Here is an 18,409-nt window from a genome sequence, read left to right on the forward strand (position 1 = left end):
GCATACAGGTTTTCTATTGTGATGTAATTATAGGCGTGTTTCCAATAGTTGTCAATGCTTTTGCATACATCTGTCGCTATTTTTGAACGTTTTTTCCATATGTTTCCTTCTCTCAGAATCCGAACCAGCCAAGCCGGTTAAAAGGGTAAATCCGGGCCATCGGTTTCCCGAAGATCTCTTCCTGGGAAATACAGCCGAAATTGGTTGCCCTGCTGTCAAAGGCATAGTCCCGGTTGTCTCCCAGCACAAAGAACTGTCCGGCAGGCACCCGGAACGGGAAATCAATGTCGCATTGGCCCAGCGCATGCTCTGAAATGTACCCGTCTTCCTCCAGGAACTCACCGTTTACCTTCACATAGCCTTTCTCGTCAATCTCAACCGTATCTCCTTCCCGCGCGATCACGCGGCGCAGGAGCAGCTTGTTGTTAAAGTAAAAAGCGCAGATCTCACCGTTGTTCACTTCGTCGTTTTTCGTCAGCAACACGATATCCCCCGGCTGGAAGCCGGGTTCCATATTGTGTCCGTTCGTAATCCGCAGAACCGGCAGGAAGATGAAGGCTACGATCACTGCCAGGGCTGCCACCACGATAAACGTCCCGATGGTACCCTTCAGTGCCTGCCTGAACTTTCCCTTGCTGCGGACCTGGCTCATTTCGGATTCAATCTCGTTCAGATCCGGCAGTGTATCGGCTCTCCTGGGTTTCCTGGCCATGGCTGTTCCCTCGTTTACTCAGTTTTCCCGTCTTCCTCCGGGGCATCGGTTTCTGCTTCCGGTTCCTTTTCTTCCTGCTTTGCCGCCTGCTCAATCTCTTCCTCTGTCGGCAGTTCCGGCAGGTCGATATCCACCATGGTCAGCTTCTGCAGCAGCCGCAGCTGTTCCTCGATCTTCTTCATCCGGATCTGCAGGTCCTTCGCGGCACCCTGCATCCGGAGTTCCTCAATCCGGTTTTCATAATCCCGGCGCGCATAATCCAGCTGCTTGTCCGTCTGTTCCCGGATCTCAGCAACTTTCCGCTCAGCCGCTTCACAGCGTTCCTTCAGTTCCAGGTTTTCCTTGCGCATGGTATAGATCAGTTCCAGCAGTTCAAAACGCCCAAGGCTTTTCAGCATGTTTTTGGCCATGCACTGTTCCTCCGCAATCCAGCCGCATTTCCTTACGGCAGTATTTCGAATTCGTCCTCTGTATCGGTTGGATCGATTCCCCGGTCCACCATGGACTGGTACACGTTATAGTAGCTGGACGCGACGATGGCGTCGCCCCAGGTAATATACCGGATGATGTCATAGTTCATCAGGTCGCTGGTATAGAAATCATAGTATACATTGGAGTATACCGGAATCAGCGGCAGCAGCTCGCTCAGCTGTTCCTGGAGGGTGATCCATTTCTGCACAAAACCCAGCGCATCGCTCGGCACGGTTTCCAGCATCTGCCGGGCATATTCCGACATCTGCGCATGCGCCCAGGCCAGGGTGTCCTCCGCCGGCGCTTCCGGGTCTCCCGCCAGGAAGAACAGCTGGGGATCAAATTCAATATTGAAGTCATCCCCCACGTAGAACATGTCGATACCCTCAATATCCCGGTCGTGATAAGCATGCACCAGGTCGTTCATCGTCATGGGGACCAGCGTCAGGCGGATGCCGGCTTCTTTCAGGGGTTCGACAAAACAAGCCTCCATGGCCTCCGCCATTTCATTGCTTTCCGGATACGCTAGGGTCAGGTCCAGCGTCAGCAGTTCACCCTGTACCTTTTTGCAGCGTACATCGTCCCTGCCGGCGGCATACCGTTCGCCGTTCTCGTTCATTGTCCAGCCGTCCGCGTCCAGCAGTCGTCTGGCCTTTTCCACATTCAGCTCATAATGTTTCACGCCATCCAGGGAAAGGGATTCCCACTCCTCAATCCTGGCGTCGTATGCTTCCTCTTCCTCCGGTGTGGGATCCTCCGGCAGTGTCTCCGGATAGTCTTCCGTCCCCTTTACCATGCCATACATCCACTGGCCGATGCCCAGCATTCCATCTACAGGAATGCCGTACAGATAGGTGTATTCATCCTGCAAGGCTTTCTTGTCCATACAGTAGGCAATCGCCTGGCGTACGTTCTTTTCCTGCACTGCCGGCCTGTCCGGGGTGAAGACAATGAAGGAAAGACCGATCCGGGGATAGTTGGTCAATGTATATCCTTTTCCTTCAGAAACCAGTTCAATTCCCTTTGTAATTGTATCCCTGCGGACCACTTTGTTCAGCAGCTGGAATTCATCCGCTTCCAGCTTTTCAATCATATCTTCATCTTTTGCCAGGGTAAAACGCAGTTTCGGGATCGTGGGTTTGAAACCTTCCGCATTCCCCTTGAAATAGGGATTGATCTCGAATGTGCAGGTTTCCCCGTCCCAGGATGTCAGCACATAGGGGCCGCTGCCCACCGTTGGATGGGACAGGTAGCCATTCTCCGGATCCATGACCGTAGCCTGGAGCAGTTCCGTGCAGAAGATCTTCCCTTCCACCTCCGGATCCTCGTTGCCGATATATACGCCTTTCCCGTCATCATACACCTTGCAGCCGGGCGCGATTTCGTGAATGGGATACGGCAGGAATCCCATCCGGTACATCTCAAAGAAATACGGCAGTGCTTCCGGTTTGACCCGGAATTCAATCATCCTTTCATCCGTCACCCTGACGCCGGAGAGATAAGGTACTTCTCCGGAAATATACTCTTCATAGCCTTCCAGGTAGGAAAGATCCATGGGCCGCCCGCCCAGTTCGGCAATTTCCGGCGCAGCCTGGAACAATACAGAAAAAGCGTAGTCCCAGGCAGTAATCTCTGTTCCGTCGGAATAATACAGGTCGTCGCAAAGCTGGAACCGGTAGATCCGGACACCCTTTGAATCCTCAAAAACACCCTGGGCGGAAGCAACGACCGGATTGGCTCTCAGGAAACCGCTGTCATAGCCCCATTCCACCAGGTAATAAGCGTGAACCAGGGTCCGGACATCAATATCTGTTGTGGCGTTTCCCCACATGCCCGTAAAGAACTTTCCGTCCATCCGCGTCGGATTGCCGACGACCAGTTCCCCGTAATCCCTGTCCGGATATGTAAGGGCAGGTGCCTCCGCGAAGGCTGCACTCCCGCTGAACAGCAGGATTCCGGCGGTAAGCATCGCAATCAATCTTCTCATGACTCCTGAACCTTCCCTTCAGGTCTTACTCAAAGCAAACGCCCACATGGATCTGGATATTGTAAAGGCCAAGTGCAACTTCATAATCCTCAATGGCAATCGTCGTTTCCCCGGGATTCGGCCGCAGTGTGGGCACATGTCTCGGAACCGGTGTGTTCGGGGACTCTGTCGGTGGCGGCGTCGGAACCGGCTTTTTGGTAATGACTGGTTTCCCTGTCGGACCGGCAGTAGGTTTCTCTGTGACGGTTTCAGGGGCCGTCGGTGTGACTTCCGGTGTTACAGACGGTGTCGGCGATTCATCCGCCGGCACAGTCGGCGTCGGAGAAGGCGTCGGGGATGGCGTTGGCGAAGGTGTTACCGGATCAACCGGCGGTACAAAAGGTGTAAACGTAGGCTTCGGCGACGGCGTCGGACTGGGCGTCGGTGTTTCGTATTCATACTTGGCCATCGCCCGCACCTGTACGCTGCCGGTGCTGTTCGGCACGGACAGCAGCATGGCGCTCATCGTCAGGCGTTCCGGTCCTGCTGTCATCTCGACATAGTAAATCCCGTGAGCCAGCTCCTTAAACTCGATTTTACCCTTCTCATCGCTGACTCCGTCGGCGGTCGGTTTGATTTTCCGGTCCGCGATCCGCTGCCGGATCTGGCTCAGCGTCATATCCACGGAGGCGGAACCGTCACTCCGCACGAAGACTGTGATATCGCTGAAGGTATCCTCCATCGTCCAGTCGCCGTAATCGCCTGTGGCAATCAGATAAATCGCCATCCGGATTCCGGACGGGTCAAACTCGTTCCGGTCATCACCTATGGTAATACTCAGCCAGCCGTCGTTTGCTTCCTCCGTGCCAGCCGGAACAGACACACAGGAAAACAGCAGCGCGAATACAATCGCGATGCACAGCATTCCCATTCCGCGTCTCTTCATGTCTCTTCTTCCTCTTTGATTTCATTCGAAATCTGATCCATGGTTTCCAGGGCTTTCTCCATCTGTTCCGGATCTTCCCTTTTTCCTTCATCGGGGAGGCGGTAAAACCGTCCCCGGATCAGTTCAATCATCCACAGCACCAGCAAGCCCGCCAGCAGCACCGGACAACCCAGCAGCAATACGTTCTGCCAGTTTGCCGGGAAGGTAGCCTGGTCATTTTCCGCCAGCAGCGTCCGGGCCTCCCGGATCGGGATCCGCTCCGCCTGAACCAGCAGCCGCTGGTCCTTCCGCTGGGAAACGAGCGTCAGCTTTTCGTCCCCTTCTCCAGGCGTCAGATCCAGCTCTTTCAGTCCGGCAGGAGACAGCATCTGAACGCCTTTGACCCGGTATACCATCGTCCGGTCCAGCACATTCAGGATTACCAGGCTGCCGGGAATCAGCTTGTCCAGGTCTTCCAGCATCCGGTCGTCCGTCAGTCCGATATCCCCCAGGATGCCTTCAGCCTTCAGCACGCCAGGTCCCGCGAGGACGATGTTTTCCCGGCTTCCGTCCGCCGGCAGGGAACTTGTGTCCACATGAATCAGTTTCTGTGTCGCCGGTGTTTCAGTACTCAGATGATACACAGGCAGGGATATTCCGATATCAGGGATTACCAGTCCGGCAATCACGCCCGAATGGACGTTCATATGGTTCTGGTAATCCCGGGTCGTTCTTGTAATCCCGGCCGTGAAGATATCCTCCATCCGGATTTCTTCCAGGCCAGCGTTCCATTCCGCTGCTTCCGCAAATAGCTTTTCGCGCTGCTCCTTGTCCATTGCCGCCGTCTTTTCCCGGTATCCCTGCATGATCTCAGCGTCACGGTGCCTGCCCAGCTGGTCGGATAAAACAGGATACAGGAAGTGACCGAAGACGACAGCCAGCAGCAGGAAAGCGAGAATCCATGCAAGCAGTTTTTTCATTCCGCCGCCTCCGTTTCCGTACCGGCGACAACAGTCTGTCTGCCTGTCAGGTTTCCGAAACTCTGCAGCGGCCAAAGTGCAAACTCTGCCCGCCCCAGGATCTCCCCTTCAGAAACCGTACTGTAGTCTGTTTCCCGGCTGTCCACTGAAAGACTCAGCTGGTCTCCCTGCACAAAATACCGGTCCCTGGCCATGATCACCCGGCGGCCTTCCGGCGCAGCGTCTTCTGTGCGGCCGGAAGTATAGTCTGTGCTGATTTCCAGTCCGTTTACCCGTGTCTCGGCGTAAGGGCTCAGCACCACCCGTTCCCCGGGGCCTGCCAGCACACGCTTAAGCTGTGTTTTGACCGGATTGACAACCGCAAACGGAATCGGATCCGTCAGCACCGCCTGGCCGTAGGAGGCTTCCACTTCCTTCAGCCAGTATTCACCGTTCTTCAGGTTCTCTGTACCTATGCTGACCGTTCCCTCTTCGGTACTCTCAAAGATATCTGCGCCCGTTACAGTGGAAATCCAGGCATTTCCTCCTTCTGTGGACGCGTAGTACTGCCTTGTGGTTCCCACGTCCCGGTAAAGGACGTACCGGCAGTAACGGCGGGTTTTCCCTTTGGGGCTCAGGATCGTCAGTTCAACCGGTTTGGCCAGTCTCTTTTCATACAGGATGATATCCCCGGCATGAAATACCTGTCCTGCTTCCGATTTGCGTATGAGCAGCAGGCTTCCCTCCGGCAGTGTATCCCCCATCCCGGTTCCGTGTGCCACTGCCAGCTGGTAATACCGGAGGAATACAAACAGACCGACAGCAATGCTCAGGGTCAGTAAAATAATCAGACCCCGGCAGAGACGTCTCCGTCTGTCGGAACGTCTCACTCGCTTCATTTCCCGAAGCAGCTCTTCATCTCTGGGATGATAGATTTCCATCCGTTCTCTCCCTGTCCGGTATTCCGGAATAAACCGGTCAAACAGTTACCGGAAAAAAACAGATTAATTTATATATAACCATTGTGAGTATAACGCGATTAACTTTCCTTTTCAAGTTTTTTCCAATTCATACTAAATGAAAACAGGAGGGTTTCCCCTCCTGTATCATCACTGGTAGTTTTCCGGATCCGCAACTGCCCAGAACGCAGGTTTCGGATTTCCCCTGCCGTCAAACAGCAGCGGGAACTGGCTGCCCCGCCAGCTCATCATATCCGTCAGTCCCCATACCTGGACCGCTTCAAACTGATCCGCATGGTCAATCAGGATTTTCATCACGTCCGCATAATACTTTGCCTGCTTCTTAAAGGAGGCCTCGCTGTTATTGCTCACCGTCACATCCAGCTCGCTCACCCGCAGGCGCAGTCCCAGGGCGGCAATGGTTTCCACCGCTGTCCTGATCTGCTGAATGGAGGGGAAAGAAACGTTATGATGCATCTGAAAGCCGTATCCGTCAATATTGCCTTCCGGAATCAGGGTGTTCAGCAGCTTCACAATGCCCCGGAGCTTTCCCCCGATGGCGGTATTGTAATCGTTATAGTAGAGCTTCGTGCCTTCCGGCGCGTATTTCCGCGCGTAGGCATAGGCAAAGTTCGGATAGTCATCGCCGATGATCTTTTTCCAGTTGCTGTTCCGCAGCCAGTTGCTCCCGTCGTCAATTGCTTCGTTCAGCACATCCCAGGAAACAACTACGCCCGGATAGTTGGCGTCAAGATACTCAAAGACGCCCTTGATATAGTTTTCCATCCGGCCCAGCATTACTTCCCGGCTCACCAGCGGCTTCTTGGCGTCATAGTCCTCATGGAAGAACGCTTCAGGCGTCTGGCTGTGCCAGACCAGTACATGACCATGGACTTTAATTCCGTTGCTTTGTGCAAACCGCAGCAGCGACTTGGCCGCGTCAAAATGAACTGCCACCGCTGTTTCATCCCCGGTTTCCTTCAGCAGCGCCTTGCTTCCGTTCACATCCAGAACCGCATCCGGCTTCATTTCGTTTTCCGGCGTCAGGATGCTGAACTGTTCCTTCATCAGGTTCATCCATTTCGGATCACGGAATACCATCTGAGGTGCGGCAGAGCCGAAATCAAACTTGTCCGCGTAGATTTCCTTCAGGCTCGGCATGCTGTCCGCTTCTTCGATCACCATAGGGGGCTCCGTCAGCTTGGGTTCCGGTACGCCTTCCGGCGCGGTAACCGTAAAAGCGCGGATTTCAAAGTCCAGCGTATCGGCACCGGTGGTCTCCACATACAGTACGCTGCGGTCAAAGTGACCGGCAGTGTAACTGCCTGTCAGGGTGGTCCATTCGCCCTTTTTCGCCTTGCCGAAAGCCAGGTTCTCATAGGTTTCCATTCCTTCCACGCTGTGGGCAATGGAGATCATGAAATTGGCGCTGTCCAGCTCATCCTGCTTCACTTCAACGCTCAGGTTATATTTGCCGCCCTCCACCAGGTCGAAATCCCGTCCAGGGGAGTTCCAGCTGCTCTGCCGTCCGGTGGTTTTCAGCGTGCTTTCGGCGGTCCTGGCAGACTGCGCTCCACGGCCATACCATCCGTCAGTATCCTTGCTGAAATCAGAGGTATAGACAGTTACCGCGTCATCCGCCAGTACGGAAACACAACTTCCCAGCAGGGAGAGAATCATCAGGAAAACCAGAAGCTTTTTACCCATGATATTAGGTCCTTTCTGACACGAATTTGTTCGTACATATTCTACCTGTTCAGATCGGATTATTCAAGGTGTAATGCATCATAAAAACCATAATTCTGAAATGGATACAAAAAGGACCGCCCTTGCGGGCGGTCCGGAAAACCGAAGGATTATCCGGCTTATTCAGCAGCGGGTTCCTCAGCGGCTTCTTCAGCAGCAGCGGCTTCAGCAGCAGCGGCAGCAGCGGCATCGCGCTCGGCCTTTTCAGCGTCAACCTGTTCCTGAGTCTTGTCGCCGTTGAACACAGCAGCCATATCTTCCATGGCCAGACGTGCAGCTTCAACCTGCTCGGAAGCAGCGCCGCCCATGATGCCCCAGGTCAGGTTCGGGCCGATGGTGCTGTTGCGGTCTCCGATGTAGTTGAAGTTCATGATGGTGCCGTTCTCACGCAGATAAGCGTAGGTCTCTTCGACAGCGCGCTCATCGGTCAGTTCGTACAGGCGGGTCGCCCATGCATCTTCATCCGCGTCGATGACGGGGTTCTTCCGATACAGGGTGTAGATCTGCTGCAGCTTCAGAGAGGTCTCCTCGTCGTACACGGCGGGAATACCGAACACGTTGTTGTCAGCAGCGCTGGTGTAAGCTTCAGCAGCGGGTCCCTTGGGCATGCAGACGCAGCCCCACTCTTCAACGTTGTTCACGACGTCGTTGCCGTTGAAGCCTTCATAGGACTGACCAATCAGGAAAGCAACATTGCCTTCCGGCCAGAACTGCTTATAGTCATCCCAGTTGACGTAGGGACGATAGTAGTTCCGGTTCCATTCCTGGGCGCGGTTCAGGGCAGCCAGGGTGTTGTCGCTGTCAGCGGAGTAAACCAGTTTGCCTTCAGCGGTCTTCTCATAGAAGTCAGCGTCGTTGCTCACAACCAGACCCACAACGCCGTCATCGAAGTTACCGGTCAGGGCGAAGACGTCCAGTTCGCCGTCGTTGTCCTTATCGGCCTTCACAGCGTCCATGTAGCTTTCCATCTTTTCCCAGGTCCAGCTTCCGTCAGCCTGAGCGTCATAGATTTCGTCCCACTTGATGCCGGCGTCTTCCAGAACCTTCTTGTTGAAGAACACGCACTGACGGGGCTCGAAGAACTTGCCGCCGCAAACGCCGTAGCACTTGCCGCCGATGGTCATGAATTCAACCGTCGCCTGGTTGAAGTTCTCAAGACCATAGGTCCATTCAGAGAACAGGCCGTTCGCCAGAACGGGGCCGCAGAAACCGCCGGACACGCCGACGATGCGCAGTTCGCTGTTGTCCTTGTTGGAAACGATGTTCTGGAGTTCAGCAACCATGCCGTCCCAGTCGCCCAGCTTGATTTCAACAAGCTTCACATTGTAGGTTTCTTCCAGCCAATCCCAGTAGTCATACTGAGCCTGCTGTTCTTCGGTGGGTTCTTCAGCGCGCTCACCGGAAGAATACCAGTCGTTGATATAGACAGTAGCACCACCGAAGTCGAGGCCTTCGATGATTTCCGGATATTCTTCCGGAATGTCTTCCGCCGCAGCGAAGCTGCAGCAGCCCAGAACCATCAGAGCGGCCAATACCAGAGCCATGATTTTCTTCATAATGAGAAAACCTCCTTTTTTATTTCCTTACAGATTTCCCGCGGAAATCTGTATAGGTACAATTGTAAGTTGCGGATCCCCCGCCGTTCAGGACAATTATAGACCGTATTTTCCATTTAATCAAGTACAAGTATGTACATTTTTCGCATTTTGTGCTTATTCCTTGGAGCCTGTCATGGCCAGGCTTTCCACGAATGTACGCTGCGTGAAACAGTACAGAATGATCAGCGGAACACAGCAGAACAGCACGCCGATGGAGATCAGCTGCAGGGAACGTCCTGCGGACGGCGTCACAGGTGTACCCGCCATCTTGGACAGTTCGTCCGCCATCCGGTCTGTAATCGAGCTCAGTTCAGGCGCATAGAGCTTATATCCGGACAGGAAATTCCGCGAATAGAACAGATCCGTCCATTGCCACACGAAGCTGAACAGGAAACAGCTGGCGATAATCGGTACCGCGTCCGGAAGCATGATCTTCAGGAAGGTATGCATGGTTCCGCAGCCATCCACATAGGCTGCCTCTTCCAGACTTTCCGGCACATTCTTGAAATACTGCCTCAGCATGTAGATATACAGGCCGTCCTTCAGTCCCATGCAGGTCAGGCACATCATCAGATAGGGCCACAGGGACTTACGGATGTTCAGCGGCTGACCGTTGAACAGTGTAATAATGCCGAAAAGATCAAAACGGGTAAACGTGCGGTACAGGGCGCTCTGGATCGTCTGCGGCGGAATGATAATCAAAGCAATGACGCAGGCAAACCAGAACTTTTTCAGGGGAAACTCAAACCGTGCAAATCCATAAGCCACCAGTGTACAGGCCACAACCTGGCAGATACTGCTCAGGATAGAAATCCACAGGGTATTGAGCATGGATGTGGGCATGGATGTTGCCCGTGCCACTGCCGTAAAGTTATCCAGCGTAATATTCCGGGGCAGCAGCACGATCGTGGTATCGTACAGATCCTTCTCTTCCATCAGGCTCATGGAAAGACGGCTGATCATCGGGGAAATGATCATAAAGCAGAGACCGAACATCAGCAGGGCCCGGATAACGGAAATGCTGATCTCCTTGATCCTGCGCTTCATCAGGTAGCCGCCGCTGCGGCGGTTCCGTTCTTTGAAGCTCTTATTCTTTCCGATAAAGATCGTATTATCTTTACTCATAGGATTTCACCGCCCTTGAGATGATGAAAGCGCTGATGCCGATAAAGACGATCGCAACGGCAAAGTAGATCCAGCTTTCAGCCGCCGCAATGCCCAGATCCATTCGAACGCCGTTCATATAGATGTTGTTGATATGCTCCATGACCTGGTTGTTATTCTTCATGAAGAAGTCAATGATCGTGTAGATGCAGTTCACCAGCAGCAGCGGGCTGACCATCGGGAAAGTGATTTTCCAGAAGGATTCCCATGCGGAGCAGCCTTCCACATCCGCCGCCTCGTAAAGCGACGGGGAAATGGACTGCAGTCCGGACAGGAATACGATGATCTGGATACCGCTGGCCATCACGATGTCGTATATCGAGTTGATCATCTGGAATACGACATCGAACACACCCTGGCCGACGCCGGATACCTGCAGCAGATCCTCAATGGAAGCTGCTATGTTGACCCCCGATGAATCCCCCATTGCTTCCGACATGCTGTTGAGCAGGTTCAGGGAGCTGCTGTTGGTTTCAATGCCGGGCAGCACGCCGGAAGACAGGATAACCGGCAGGAAGAAGATAATCCGGCACAGGATCCGGCCCTTGAATTTCTGGTTCAGGATCACGGCGATCACGAAGCTCATAACTAGCGTGGCAATCACGTTGATGGCCATACGGCTGATTTCGTCCACCAGCATCTTGTTGAAATCCGGGTCCGTATTGAATGCATAGTTGTAGTTGTAAATGCCGTTGTAAGTCATCTCACCGGTATTGATGATATACCGGCTGAAGCTCATCTGCAGGGATACCGCCAGCGGTTTCACCATGAACGCGAGGAAGCCGATAATGAAAGGCAGGATAAATAATACTCCGGTGCGGGCACGGCGGGCAGGAATCGTATGATAGATCTTGCTGCCGGGGAAGAACATCTGGAACGCTTCGGTAATGCCGCTGTACCAGTGTTCCCGGTATTTCCGGTTCTTTTTACTCATTGTCCGCCACCTCTTTTCACCAGGTAATCCCGCGCGGGTACTTTTACGCTTCCGGCTCTGTAATCCCTTGTGCTGTAGTTGACATAAACCTGTGTACCGTCGGCGTATGTGGTCACCGCCACATCCTCGTTCAGCCGCTCATGTCCGATGATGGCCTGGCGGTTCAGACCGGACATTTCCTTCTGGTACCGGGTGATCATCGCGATGACTTCCTCTTTCCAGGGCTCATAATGAGAGGAAGTATAGCAACTGAACATTGTGTCCTTCAGCACCCTGGTATCCTTCTCCATGAAGGTGAAGTTCAGGCCGGCGCCATATTCCGCGGATTCAAGCAGCAGCGTCTGCGGATCCCCTGCCAGGTTCAGTGCCTCGCCGGTGTAATCCTTCAGGCCGTGAATGGCAATCTGGTAGAAGGGAATGCTGTAGTCCAGCAGGGCGTAGGCATTGCCGGTCAGGTTCATGTCGGTGATCAGGTCCGCATAGGGAATCGAGTATGCGTTACCCTCCTTGATGATGACCTTCAGTCCTGCAGAAACCGCGTCCTCCAGTGTCTGCGTATCCATAACCTTGACCTGTTCACGGGTCACCGTATTGCTGTCCTGGTAGTCAGCGCTGAGCAGATTGCCGATATCACGGAATGCAACGCCCGCAACACCACGATCCTTCAGGCCGTTGATCAGGTTCTCCGCACATTGCTTGGCATAGGACGGTTTCACCAGGTAATACGTGTATTTATCCATCCAGGTGGACTGACGATATGTGACGATGTCATAAGGATACAGTTTAATCACATTCCGTGTCGTTGCCCTTGCGGAATCGGACAGCGTGTTGAATCCGTTCAGGATGTTGCTGTGATAGGCGAAGCAGGAAATGCCGTCAAAGTACAGGTCCACGCCCTTTGCCGCAGCGCTGGCAATCAGCTTCTTCATGCCGTTTTCGCCGCCCAGGCAGCCTTCGACATGGATGCTGGTAAGCACTCTCTGCATGGCGCCGCCGTTGCACCAGCCTGTCATCCGGAGGTTCAGGTCTTTTACGCCGCCATCCAGGAAGTCGTTCATGATGCTTTCAGCCTGTTCAAAAGTCGTGGTGGGCACGATGGCTTCCATCGGCAGGCCCAGTTTGACTTCAACCTTGTTGATTGCACCGACCAGTTCCACATTCACCGGCATCTCTTCGGACGCGCACTCACCGCGCATTTCGGGCTTGGCACGCAGATACTCACCGTAGGTTTCCGCCATATTCACGTATCCGTTGCCGTCCAGGAAGCGGTAACGCTGAACCAGCGTATCATCCGGGATCTGCTTCTCGTACATCAGGAACAGACGCGCGGACTTCTTTTCGTCCACTTCCACATTGTCAGAATGCAGAATGTTATATCTTCCGAAGACCGTGTTGTATTCGTTCAGTCGTCCGGAAATATCGGCGCACACACCGCCATAGGAATCTGCGCCTTCCATAATACAGATGAAAGAACCGTCCTCATGGCTCATGCCAAAGACAGGGAACGCGTTTTCGGTTTCACTGGTAACGCTGTCCCGCTTTGTACCGTAATCCCAGCCGTACATATTGGCATAGTAGGAACTCTGGGACAGTCTTCCGTTGTTATAGCGGATAATGGCTCCGCCGCCTTCCGGAACCAGGGTAAACCCTTCCTGATCTGTTCCCGCAGCGCCGAACATCGGCAGCACGTCCACAAAGACCAGCGGATAATCCGAGGAGCAGGTGATATCGCTGTACGGCACGGATACAACCAGGTCCTTGCCTTCCAGCCTGTAAAGGACGCTGATATTGAACACCGGTCCGCTGCTTTCCTTTTCGCCGGCCATCAGTTCCTGGTCCAGCAGATAATCCTCTTCGGTATATCCGGCTTTTTGCAGGAGATCTTCCGCCTGTTTCTTCTGTTCATCTTTCCGGTCAGACTTCAGGATGTACAGATCCTGCTCCAGCACACTGGGATACAGGGCAATGATCTCATCCTTGTTCTTTTTGCTGTCCAGCTTTTTCGTTTCATACAGGGTATAGTGGTTTTTGAATTTACCCTGGTCCTTCTTGCTCATTGCTTTCAGGAAGGTATCGTATCTTTCCCGTGTCATAGCGTTCGGAATGATATACCGCTTACCGGCATTCTTTCCCAGGGAATAATTCACACGGATGGATCCGTCTTCTTCCTGCAGGATCTCAAAGCTCTGGTTTTTGATGGATCCTGTGAAGTTATTCATTTCTGTCTTATTGATATCATCATAATATGAAACATTCAGCGTACTGGACAGGTATTCCAGCGTGGTACCGCGGGCAATCTTGTCGTTCTCGCGGTTTTCCGGGTTGGAAAACCACACCTTGCCCGTTGCCTTGTTGGTTACCTTGAACAGGCTTGTCGCACCGTCCATTTCGAAGAGCAGCTGGTCATTTTCCATGGTCAGCGGCTTTCCGTCGCCTTCAAAATAGATGATCTTTGTATCCCTGGCAAAACTCTTGCCCGGACTGGTATAAATTTTGTTGAGCACAAACGCCGCCCCGGCGATCAGTACAATTGCAATGATCCACGGAATCAGCCGCCTCAGGATGGATTTCTTTCTCATTGTCTTCATCCCTCCTTAATTCAGCCGGTAGGCTGCTTCACGGTACAGGCTCACAAAGAACCCGACGGCATCGCTCAGCAGGCTGAAGAATACAAGGGCCAGGAAAATGATCACGCAGGCACCTACAATTGTTACAATAATGAAGATAAAGGTTTTTCCGGGACCGTAGTCATGAATCTCCATCAGACCGACAAACACGAGGAACACACTCCAGATCACGCTGATCGAAAGCATGACGCTGTAAAGACTTCCCTCTTCATAGGTCAGTATGTTGCTGACCAGGATCATCGGAAGCTGGATCATGATATAGGGCACCAGCGCATAGCACATACCAATGTAGATATCCTTGAACCGGCCTTTTCCTTCAAACAGGGTTGTCATCGCCCAGTTGGCCAGACATAGAATCAGGAAGGGCAGCAGCAGGGAGCCCATTTCCTCAAATACATTGATATGCTGTACAGCCGCATCAAAGAACTGGAAACTGGTACACAGGATCTTCAGCACACGGGTAATCAGGAACAGCGCCAGGAATGTGGTGGCTGCGGCCAGGTTCCCCTTATGCTCACGGGTCAGGTCCCAGAATCCGTCAAAGGGATGGGTAATCACGTAAAGGGCATACCTCAGTGCACGCTTGTATTCTGCCCGGGATTCTTTCCGTCTGTTACTGACGGCTGCGGCATCACTCAGCGTTTCTGCGGATTTTGCTCTGCTCATGCATGATCACCTCCCACTTCATTCTCTTGATTCTTCCAAGGATCAACGGCACAATCAGCAGCAGTATCACTCCCAGGAAAATCCATAGGGCATTCTTTTCAATCCATTCCTTCCGGTACAGTTTGAAAGTCCTGCCGTAGTTTTCCCGGTCATGGGCCATCTTGAAATACTCCATGGCCTCCTCAAACTTGTTCTGCCTCAGCACCGTACGTCCGATGCCCCGGAAAGCCATGGGATAATTGGCGTTCTGCCTCAGCACTTCCGTCCACACGTTCGCGCTCTCGTCATAATCGCCGTCCTGGTATTTGTTGATGGCGTCATAAATCTTCAGGCCGTATTCCGTGGGCGTAAAAATCGTAATACTGTTTTCCAGCTGATCCAGCACAAACAGGTCATTTCCGATATGTTCCAGACTGATCGGGCTGGTAAAGGCGCCTTCAATATTGCCGCGGGTACCGAATGCCCACAGCATGATGCCCTGGCTGTCATAGCCGAACAGACGTCCGCGTATCCGGTCCAGAACGATGTAGATATCATTGTCGAAAACAGTAATGTCCGTCAGTCTGGCCGGACCGAAGTAGGAAGATTCACCCTTCTGCCACCAGAGGTCGCCGATGGGAGGATATCTGTCGTTTGCGATCAGGATATCATTTCCCAGGCCGTTCAGGCGGCGGATCGGGTTTACCTGGCCTGCGTCCAGGGCGCCTTCATCAAAGTTTGTCAGCGTGGCATAGATGAAACCGTCCTTGTCCATGTACATGTTTTCATATTCCGTCGGAACAAAAGACGGAGAAGCGTCCCGCTGTTCCTGGGTCATGAAGTATTTTTTCCAGATGTAATCAAAGGTTGAAAAGTTCACAGGCGTTGCACCGATGAATCCGGTAAACGTGGTGTCCGACTCATACTTCACGATACCCTTGTTGACGTTCGTGACCAGTGCATACAGTCGTCCTGCAACGTCAACCGTGATCTTCTTCGGCAGGAAATCCAGGCTCTGGTCAAAGGTGGCGTCCGCAGGTTTCGTAAACTCTTTGATCCAGTTCAGGTCCTTATCCATCATCACGACGCGCAGGTTGCCGTAATCCGCAACGTAGATATTCCCATCCACGTCCACATATACGTCGTACGGGGTGTTGAAATTCTCAGGAGATCCTCCCGCCACATGATCAATGATTCTTGTCAGCTTTGCCTGGCCGTTCCTGTATTCAAGCTGGAGAATCCGGTTGTTGAACGTGTCGGCAACATACAGGTCATTGTTCCGTGCAAACAGGCTCTGGGGCTTGTTCATGCGCGCATCCAGGCCGAGGTCAACGCTGTCGATGACTGTTTCGACCCGGTAGGCGTCCGGAGACTCCTGTACGTCGCGCCAGTAGTCATATCCGTAGGTATAGGATGTGCTGTAGCCATCCTTGTTCACGTTGAAGCTGTCGTCCGCCAGCGCGGTACAGGCCGTGAACAGCATGATCAGGATCATCAGAAAGGAAACCGCTTTTTTCATCATCATTTCCTCCCCTCTTAGTCCTTGATGCCGGAGGAGGCCATGGTCTCCAGGATCCGGCTCTGGCTGAAAATGAAGATGAGCACCGGAACCGCGACGATAATCACATTGGCCGCGGCCACCTGGCCTGTACGGGCGATGTTGACCGCCGCGCCGCCCTGGATTTGCTGCAGTGCGTATACCAGCGGTTTTTTCGCCTCGGAATAGATGATGGTTCCTGCCGGGTTGTTCCACAGGGACTGTACGCTGAAGATGATCATCGTCAGCCAGGCCGGTTTCACGTTGGGCATCACAATGCTCCAGAAAACCCGGAACCGTCCGGCACCGTCAATGGTCGCCGCTTCAATCAAAGCTGTAGGCAGTCCTTCCATGAACTGTTTCATCAGGAACAGACCGATCGGCGCGGCAAACGCAGGCAGGATCAGAGCCCAATAGGTATCTACCAGGCCCAGCCGTCTCATAATCAGGTAGTTGGGGATGTCCGTAACCACACCGGAAGCGAACATCAGGAAAGTGGTGGCCAGCAGGAAGAACAGCCGTCCGCCCGGGAAATCATATTTGGCCAGCACGAAAGCCGCCATGCCGGCAATCACCAGATGACCGAAAGTACCAACCACGGTAATGAAGATGGTATTCACCAGATATCTGCTGAAGGGTACCCAGCTCTGTCCCATCGTCACGAACAGGTCGGAGAAGTTGTCCATCGTCGGACGGGTGGGCCACACGGGCGGCGGAAACCGGAAAAGTTCATCCAGGGGTTTCAGACTGGATCCCAGCAGGAATACCAGCGGGAACAGCATGGCAACCGCAACCAGGGCAAGCAGCAGGTAAATGATCACGTCGCCCGTAATAGACCGGTTGGGATGCCGCCGGACAATCAGGTGCTTCTTCGGCACCTCAATCTTCTGGCCCAGCCGTTCCGCCTGCTCATGCAGGATATCGCCCCGCGTTTTGACCTTCACAGGCTTATCTGCCCAGTTTTTATCCATATGGCTGTAAAGCTTCAGGCCCTGGGCAAGTTCGAACACGTAACGGGTATCGTCCTTCAGGATAACAGTGATCTGGCTGGTAGTACCACCCCGGCGGATATTGTCCATCCGGTTCATCCGGGCATAGTGCCATTCAGCTACAGGCACCTTCTGTCCTTTGGCATAGAAAGCCGCGCCGGTTTCACCGGCAACCAGTTCGCCGCGGTACTTCTTACCGTTGATGAGCTGCAGGGTACCATTGGATCTTACGGTGTTAATCTCACTCATATCAGGTACCCACCCTTCCCAGCAATCCGGTAATTGCTTTCTTGCACAGAATCATCGCCACGAACAGGATCACCGCAATGGCGCTGGCATAACCCATTTCGAAGCGGGTATATCCGTAGTCAAACAGGTGGGTAACAACCGTACGGGCCGCATAGTCTGTGGAGGGGAATCCGCACAGGGCCCGCGGTACGGCGCCGACGTTGAAGGAGGATGTAATGCTCATAACAGCGCCGAACAGCAGCATGGGCTTCATGCTGGGCAGCGTGATATGATACAGCTCCTGCCAGCGGTTCCGTACACCGTCCACATATCCGGCTTCATACATGCTGCGGTCAATGCCCTGGAAGCCGGCCACAAAGCTCAGGAAGCCGGTACCCATGCTCATCCACAGGGATACGATGATAACAATGGTCAGCATGTACCGCGGATCGGTCAGCCACAGAACCGGCGCGTTGATCATGCCGTACTCCATCAGGAGGGCGTTGAACCATCCGTAGGCGTCGCCACGGAAAATCGTGTTGAACACTTCGAAGGCAGCACCGCCGATAGAGGGGATGTAGAATACGATAACCGCCACCGCCCGCAGCCATTTCGGCAGTTCATTGATAAACCAGGCAAACAGGAAGGAAAGGATATATCCAACCGGCCCAATAATGACGGCGCAAACGAAAGTGTTCTTAACAGATGTCAGGAATATTTCATCCTGCAGGAACAGGTTCGTATAGTTCTGCAGTCCGATAAAACGGGCAGGTTCCAGGATGTTGTAGTAAGTAAAACTGTAAATGATCGATGTGCAGATCGGCAGAATGAAGAAGGTAATGAACAGAATCGCGTATGGAGCCAGGAACAGGTAGCAGCCCTTGTTCCGTTTTGCAAGCGTCCACCCGTGTGCGATTTTGTCCCGCCTCATAGCCAGGTATCTATGAGC

15 protein-coding genes are annotated in these 18,409 nt (G+C 53.3%); all 15 read right to left on the reverse strand.

All coding sequences use genetic code 11. The features are described from left to right. Nucleotides 1-112 precede the first annotated feature (112 nt). The 15 genes from lepB to JYE49_RS06395 all read right to left on the reverse strand — a co-directional run bounded on the left by lepB (nucleotide 113) and on the right by JYE49_RS06395 (nucleotide 18,391). Nucleotides 113-712, reverse strand: a complete 600-nt coding sequence (gene lepB / locus JYE49_RS06325; RefSeq protein ID WP_093958523.1) for a signal peptidase I — start codon at nucleotides 710-712, stop codon at nucleotides 113-115. Between the two features lie 14 nt (nucleotides 713-726). Further along, a complete protein-coding gene (locus JYE49_RS06330) occupies nucleotides 727-1,122 on the reverse strand; it encodes a hypothetical protein (protein ID WP_093958522.1) in 396 nt (131 codons plus the stop codon). Nucleotides 1,123-1,154: 32 nt separating this feature from the next. Further along, nucleotides 1,155-3,170 (reverse strand): ABC transporter substrate-binding protein, encoded by a 2,016-nt coding sequence (locus JYE49_RS06335; RefSeq protein WP_093958521.1) that lies wholly within the window; start codon nucleotides 3,168-3,170, stop codon nucleotides 1,155-1,157. Nucleotides 3,171-3,195: 25 nt separating this feature from the next. Then, nucleotides 3,196-4,095 carry a prealbumin-like fold domain-containing protein gene (locus JYE49_RS06340; protein WP_143754555.1) on the reverse strand — a complete coding sequence of 300 codons (900 nt, stop codon included), beginning with the start codon at nucleotides 4,093-4,095 and terminating at the stop codon, nucleotides 3,196-3,198. Beyond that, a complete protein-coding gene (locus JYE49_RS06345) occupies nucleotides 4,092-5,054 on the reverse strand; it encodes a sortase (protein WP_093958520.1) in 963 nt (320 codons plus the stop codon). The genes JYE49_RS06340 and JYE49_RS06345 overlap by 4 nt, the downstream gene beginning before the upstream one ends. Next, the gene (locus tag JYE49_RS06350) at nucleotides 5,051-5,974 is read right to left on the reverse strand and encodes a S26 family signal peptidase (protein WP_093958519.1); all 924 of its coding nucleotides are present in this window, start codon (nucleotides 5,972-5,974) and stop codon (nucleotides 5,051-5,053) included. The genes JYE49_RS06345 and JYE49_RS06350 overlap by 4 nt, the downstream gene beginning before the upstream one ends. A gap of 168 nt (nucleotides 5,975-6,142) precedes the next feature. Continuing rightward, complete coding sequence (locus tag JYE49_RS06355; protein WP_093958518.1) at nucleotides 6,143-7,699, reverse strand: endo-1,4-beta-xylanase; 1,557 nt, start codon at nucleotides 7,697-7,699, stop codon at nucleotides 6,143-6,145. Nucleotides 7,700-7,857: 158 nt separating this feature from the next. Further along, nucleotides 7,858-9,294, reverse strand: a complete 1,437-nt coding sequence (locus JYE49_RS06360; RefSeq protein ID WP_093958516.1) for an ABC transporter substrate-binding protein — start codon at nucleotides 9,292-9,294, stop codon at nucleotides 7,858-7,860. 156 nt (nucleotides 9,295-9,450) lie between these two features. Further along, nucleotides 9,451-10,461, reverse strand: a complete 1,011-nt coding sequence (locus tag JYE49_RS06365) for a carbohydrate ABC transporter permease (protein WP_093958515.1) — start codon at nucleotides 10,459-10,461, stop codon at nucleotides 9,451-9,453. After that, nucleotides 10,454-11,434 (reverse strand): carbohydrate ABC transporter permease, encoded by a 981-nt coding sequence (locus JYE49_RS06370; RefSeq protein WP_283399480.1) that lies wholly within the window; start codon nucleotides 11,432-11,434, stop codon nucleotides 10,454-10,456. Before JYE49_RS06370 ends, JYE49_RS06365 begins: the two co-directional genes overlap by 8 nt. Next, nucleotides 11,431-14,013: a DUF5696 domain-containing protein gene (locus tag JYE49_RS06375; RefSeq protein ID WP_093958514.1), complete on the reverse strand. Its 2,583-nt coding sequence runs from the start codon at nucleotides 14,011-14,013 to the stop codon at nucleotides 11,431-11,433. The genes JYE49_RS06370 and JYE49_RS06375 overlap by 4 nt, the downstream gene beginning before the upstream one ends. A 15-nt stretch (nucleotides 14,014-14,028) precedes the next feature. Continuing rightward, on the reverse strand, nucleotides 14,029-14,727 hold the full coding sequence (locus JYE49_RS06380) for a Yip1 family protein (protein WP_093958513.1): 699 nt from the start codon (nucleotides 14,725-14,727) through the stop codon (nucleotides 14,029-14,031). After that, nucleotides 14,693-16,225: an NHL repeat-containing protein gene (locus JYE49_RS06385; RefSeq protein ID WP_179217455.1), complete on the reverse strand. Its 1,533-nt coding sequence runs from the start codon at nucleotides 16,223-16,225 to the stop codon at nucleotides 14,693-14,695. Before JYE49_RS06385 ends, JYE49_RS06380 begins: the two co-directional genes overlap by 35 nt. Nucleotides 16,226-16,242: 17 nt before the next feature. Next, nucleotides 16,243-17,481, reverse strand: a complete 1,239-nt coding sequence (locus tag JYE49_RS06390) for a carbohydrate ABC transporter permease (protein ID WP_283399479.1) — start codon at nucleotides 17,479-17,481, stop codon at nucleotides 16,243-16,245. 1 nt (nucleotide 17,482) lies between these two features. Next, nucleotides 17,483-18,391 carry a carbohydrate ABC transporter permease gene (locus JYE49_RS06395; RefSeq protein ID WP_093958538.1) on the reverse strand — a complete coding sequence of 303 codons (909 nt, stop codon included), beginning with the start codon at nucleotides 18,389-18,391 and terminating at the stop codon, nucleotides 17,483-17,485. Between the last annotated feature and the right edge of the window lie 18 nt (nucleotides 18,392-18,409).

The organism is Aristaeella hokkaidonensis (assembly GCF_018128945.1).
GTDB classification, from domain to species: domain Bacteria; phylum Bacillota; class Clostridia; order Christensenellales; family Aristaeellaceae; genus Aristaeella; species Aristaeella hokkaidonensis.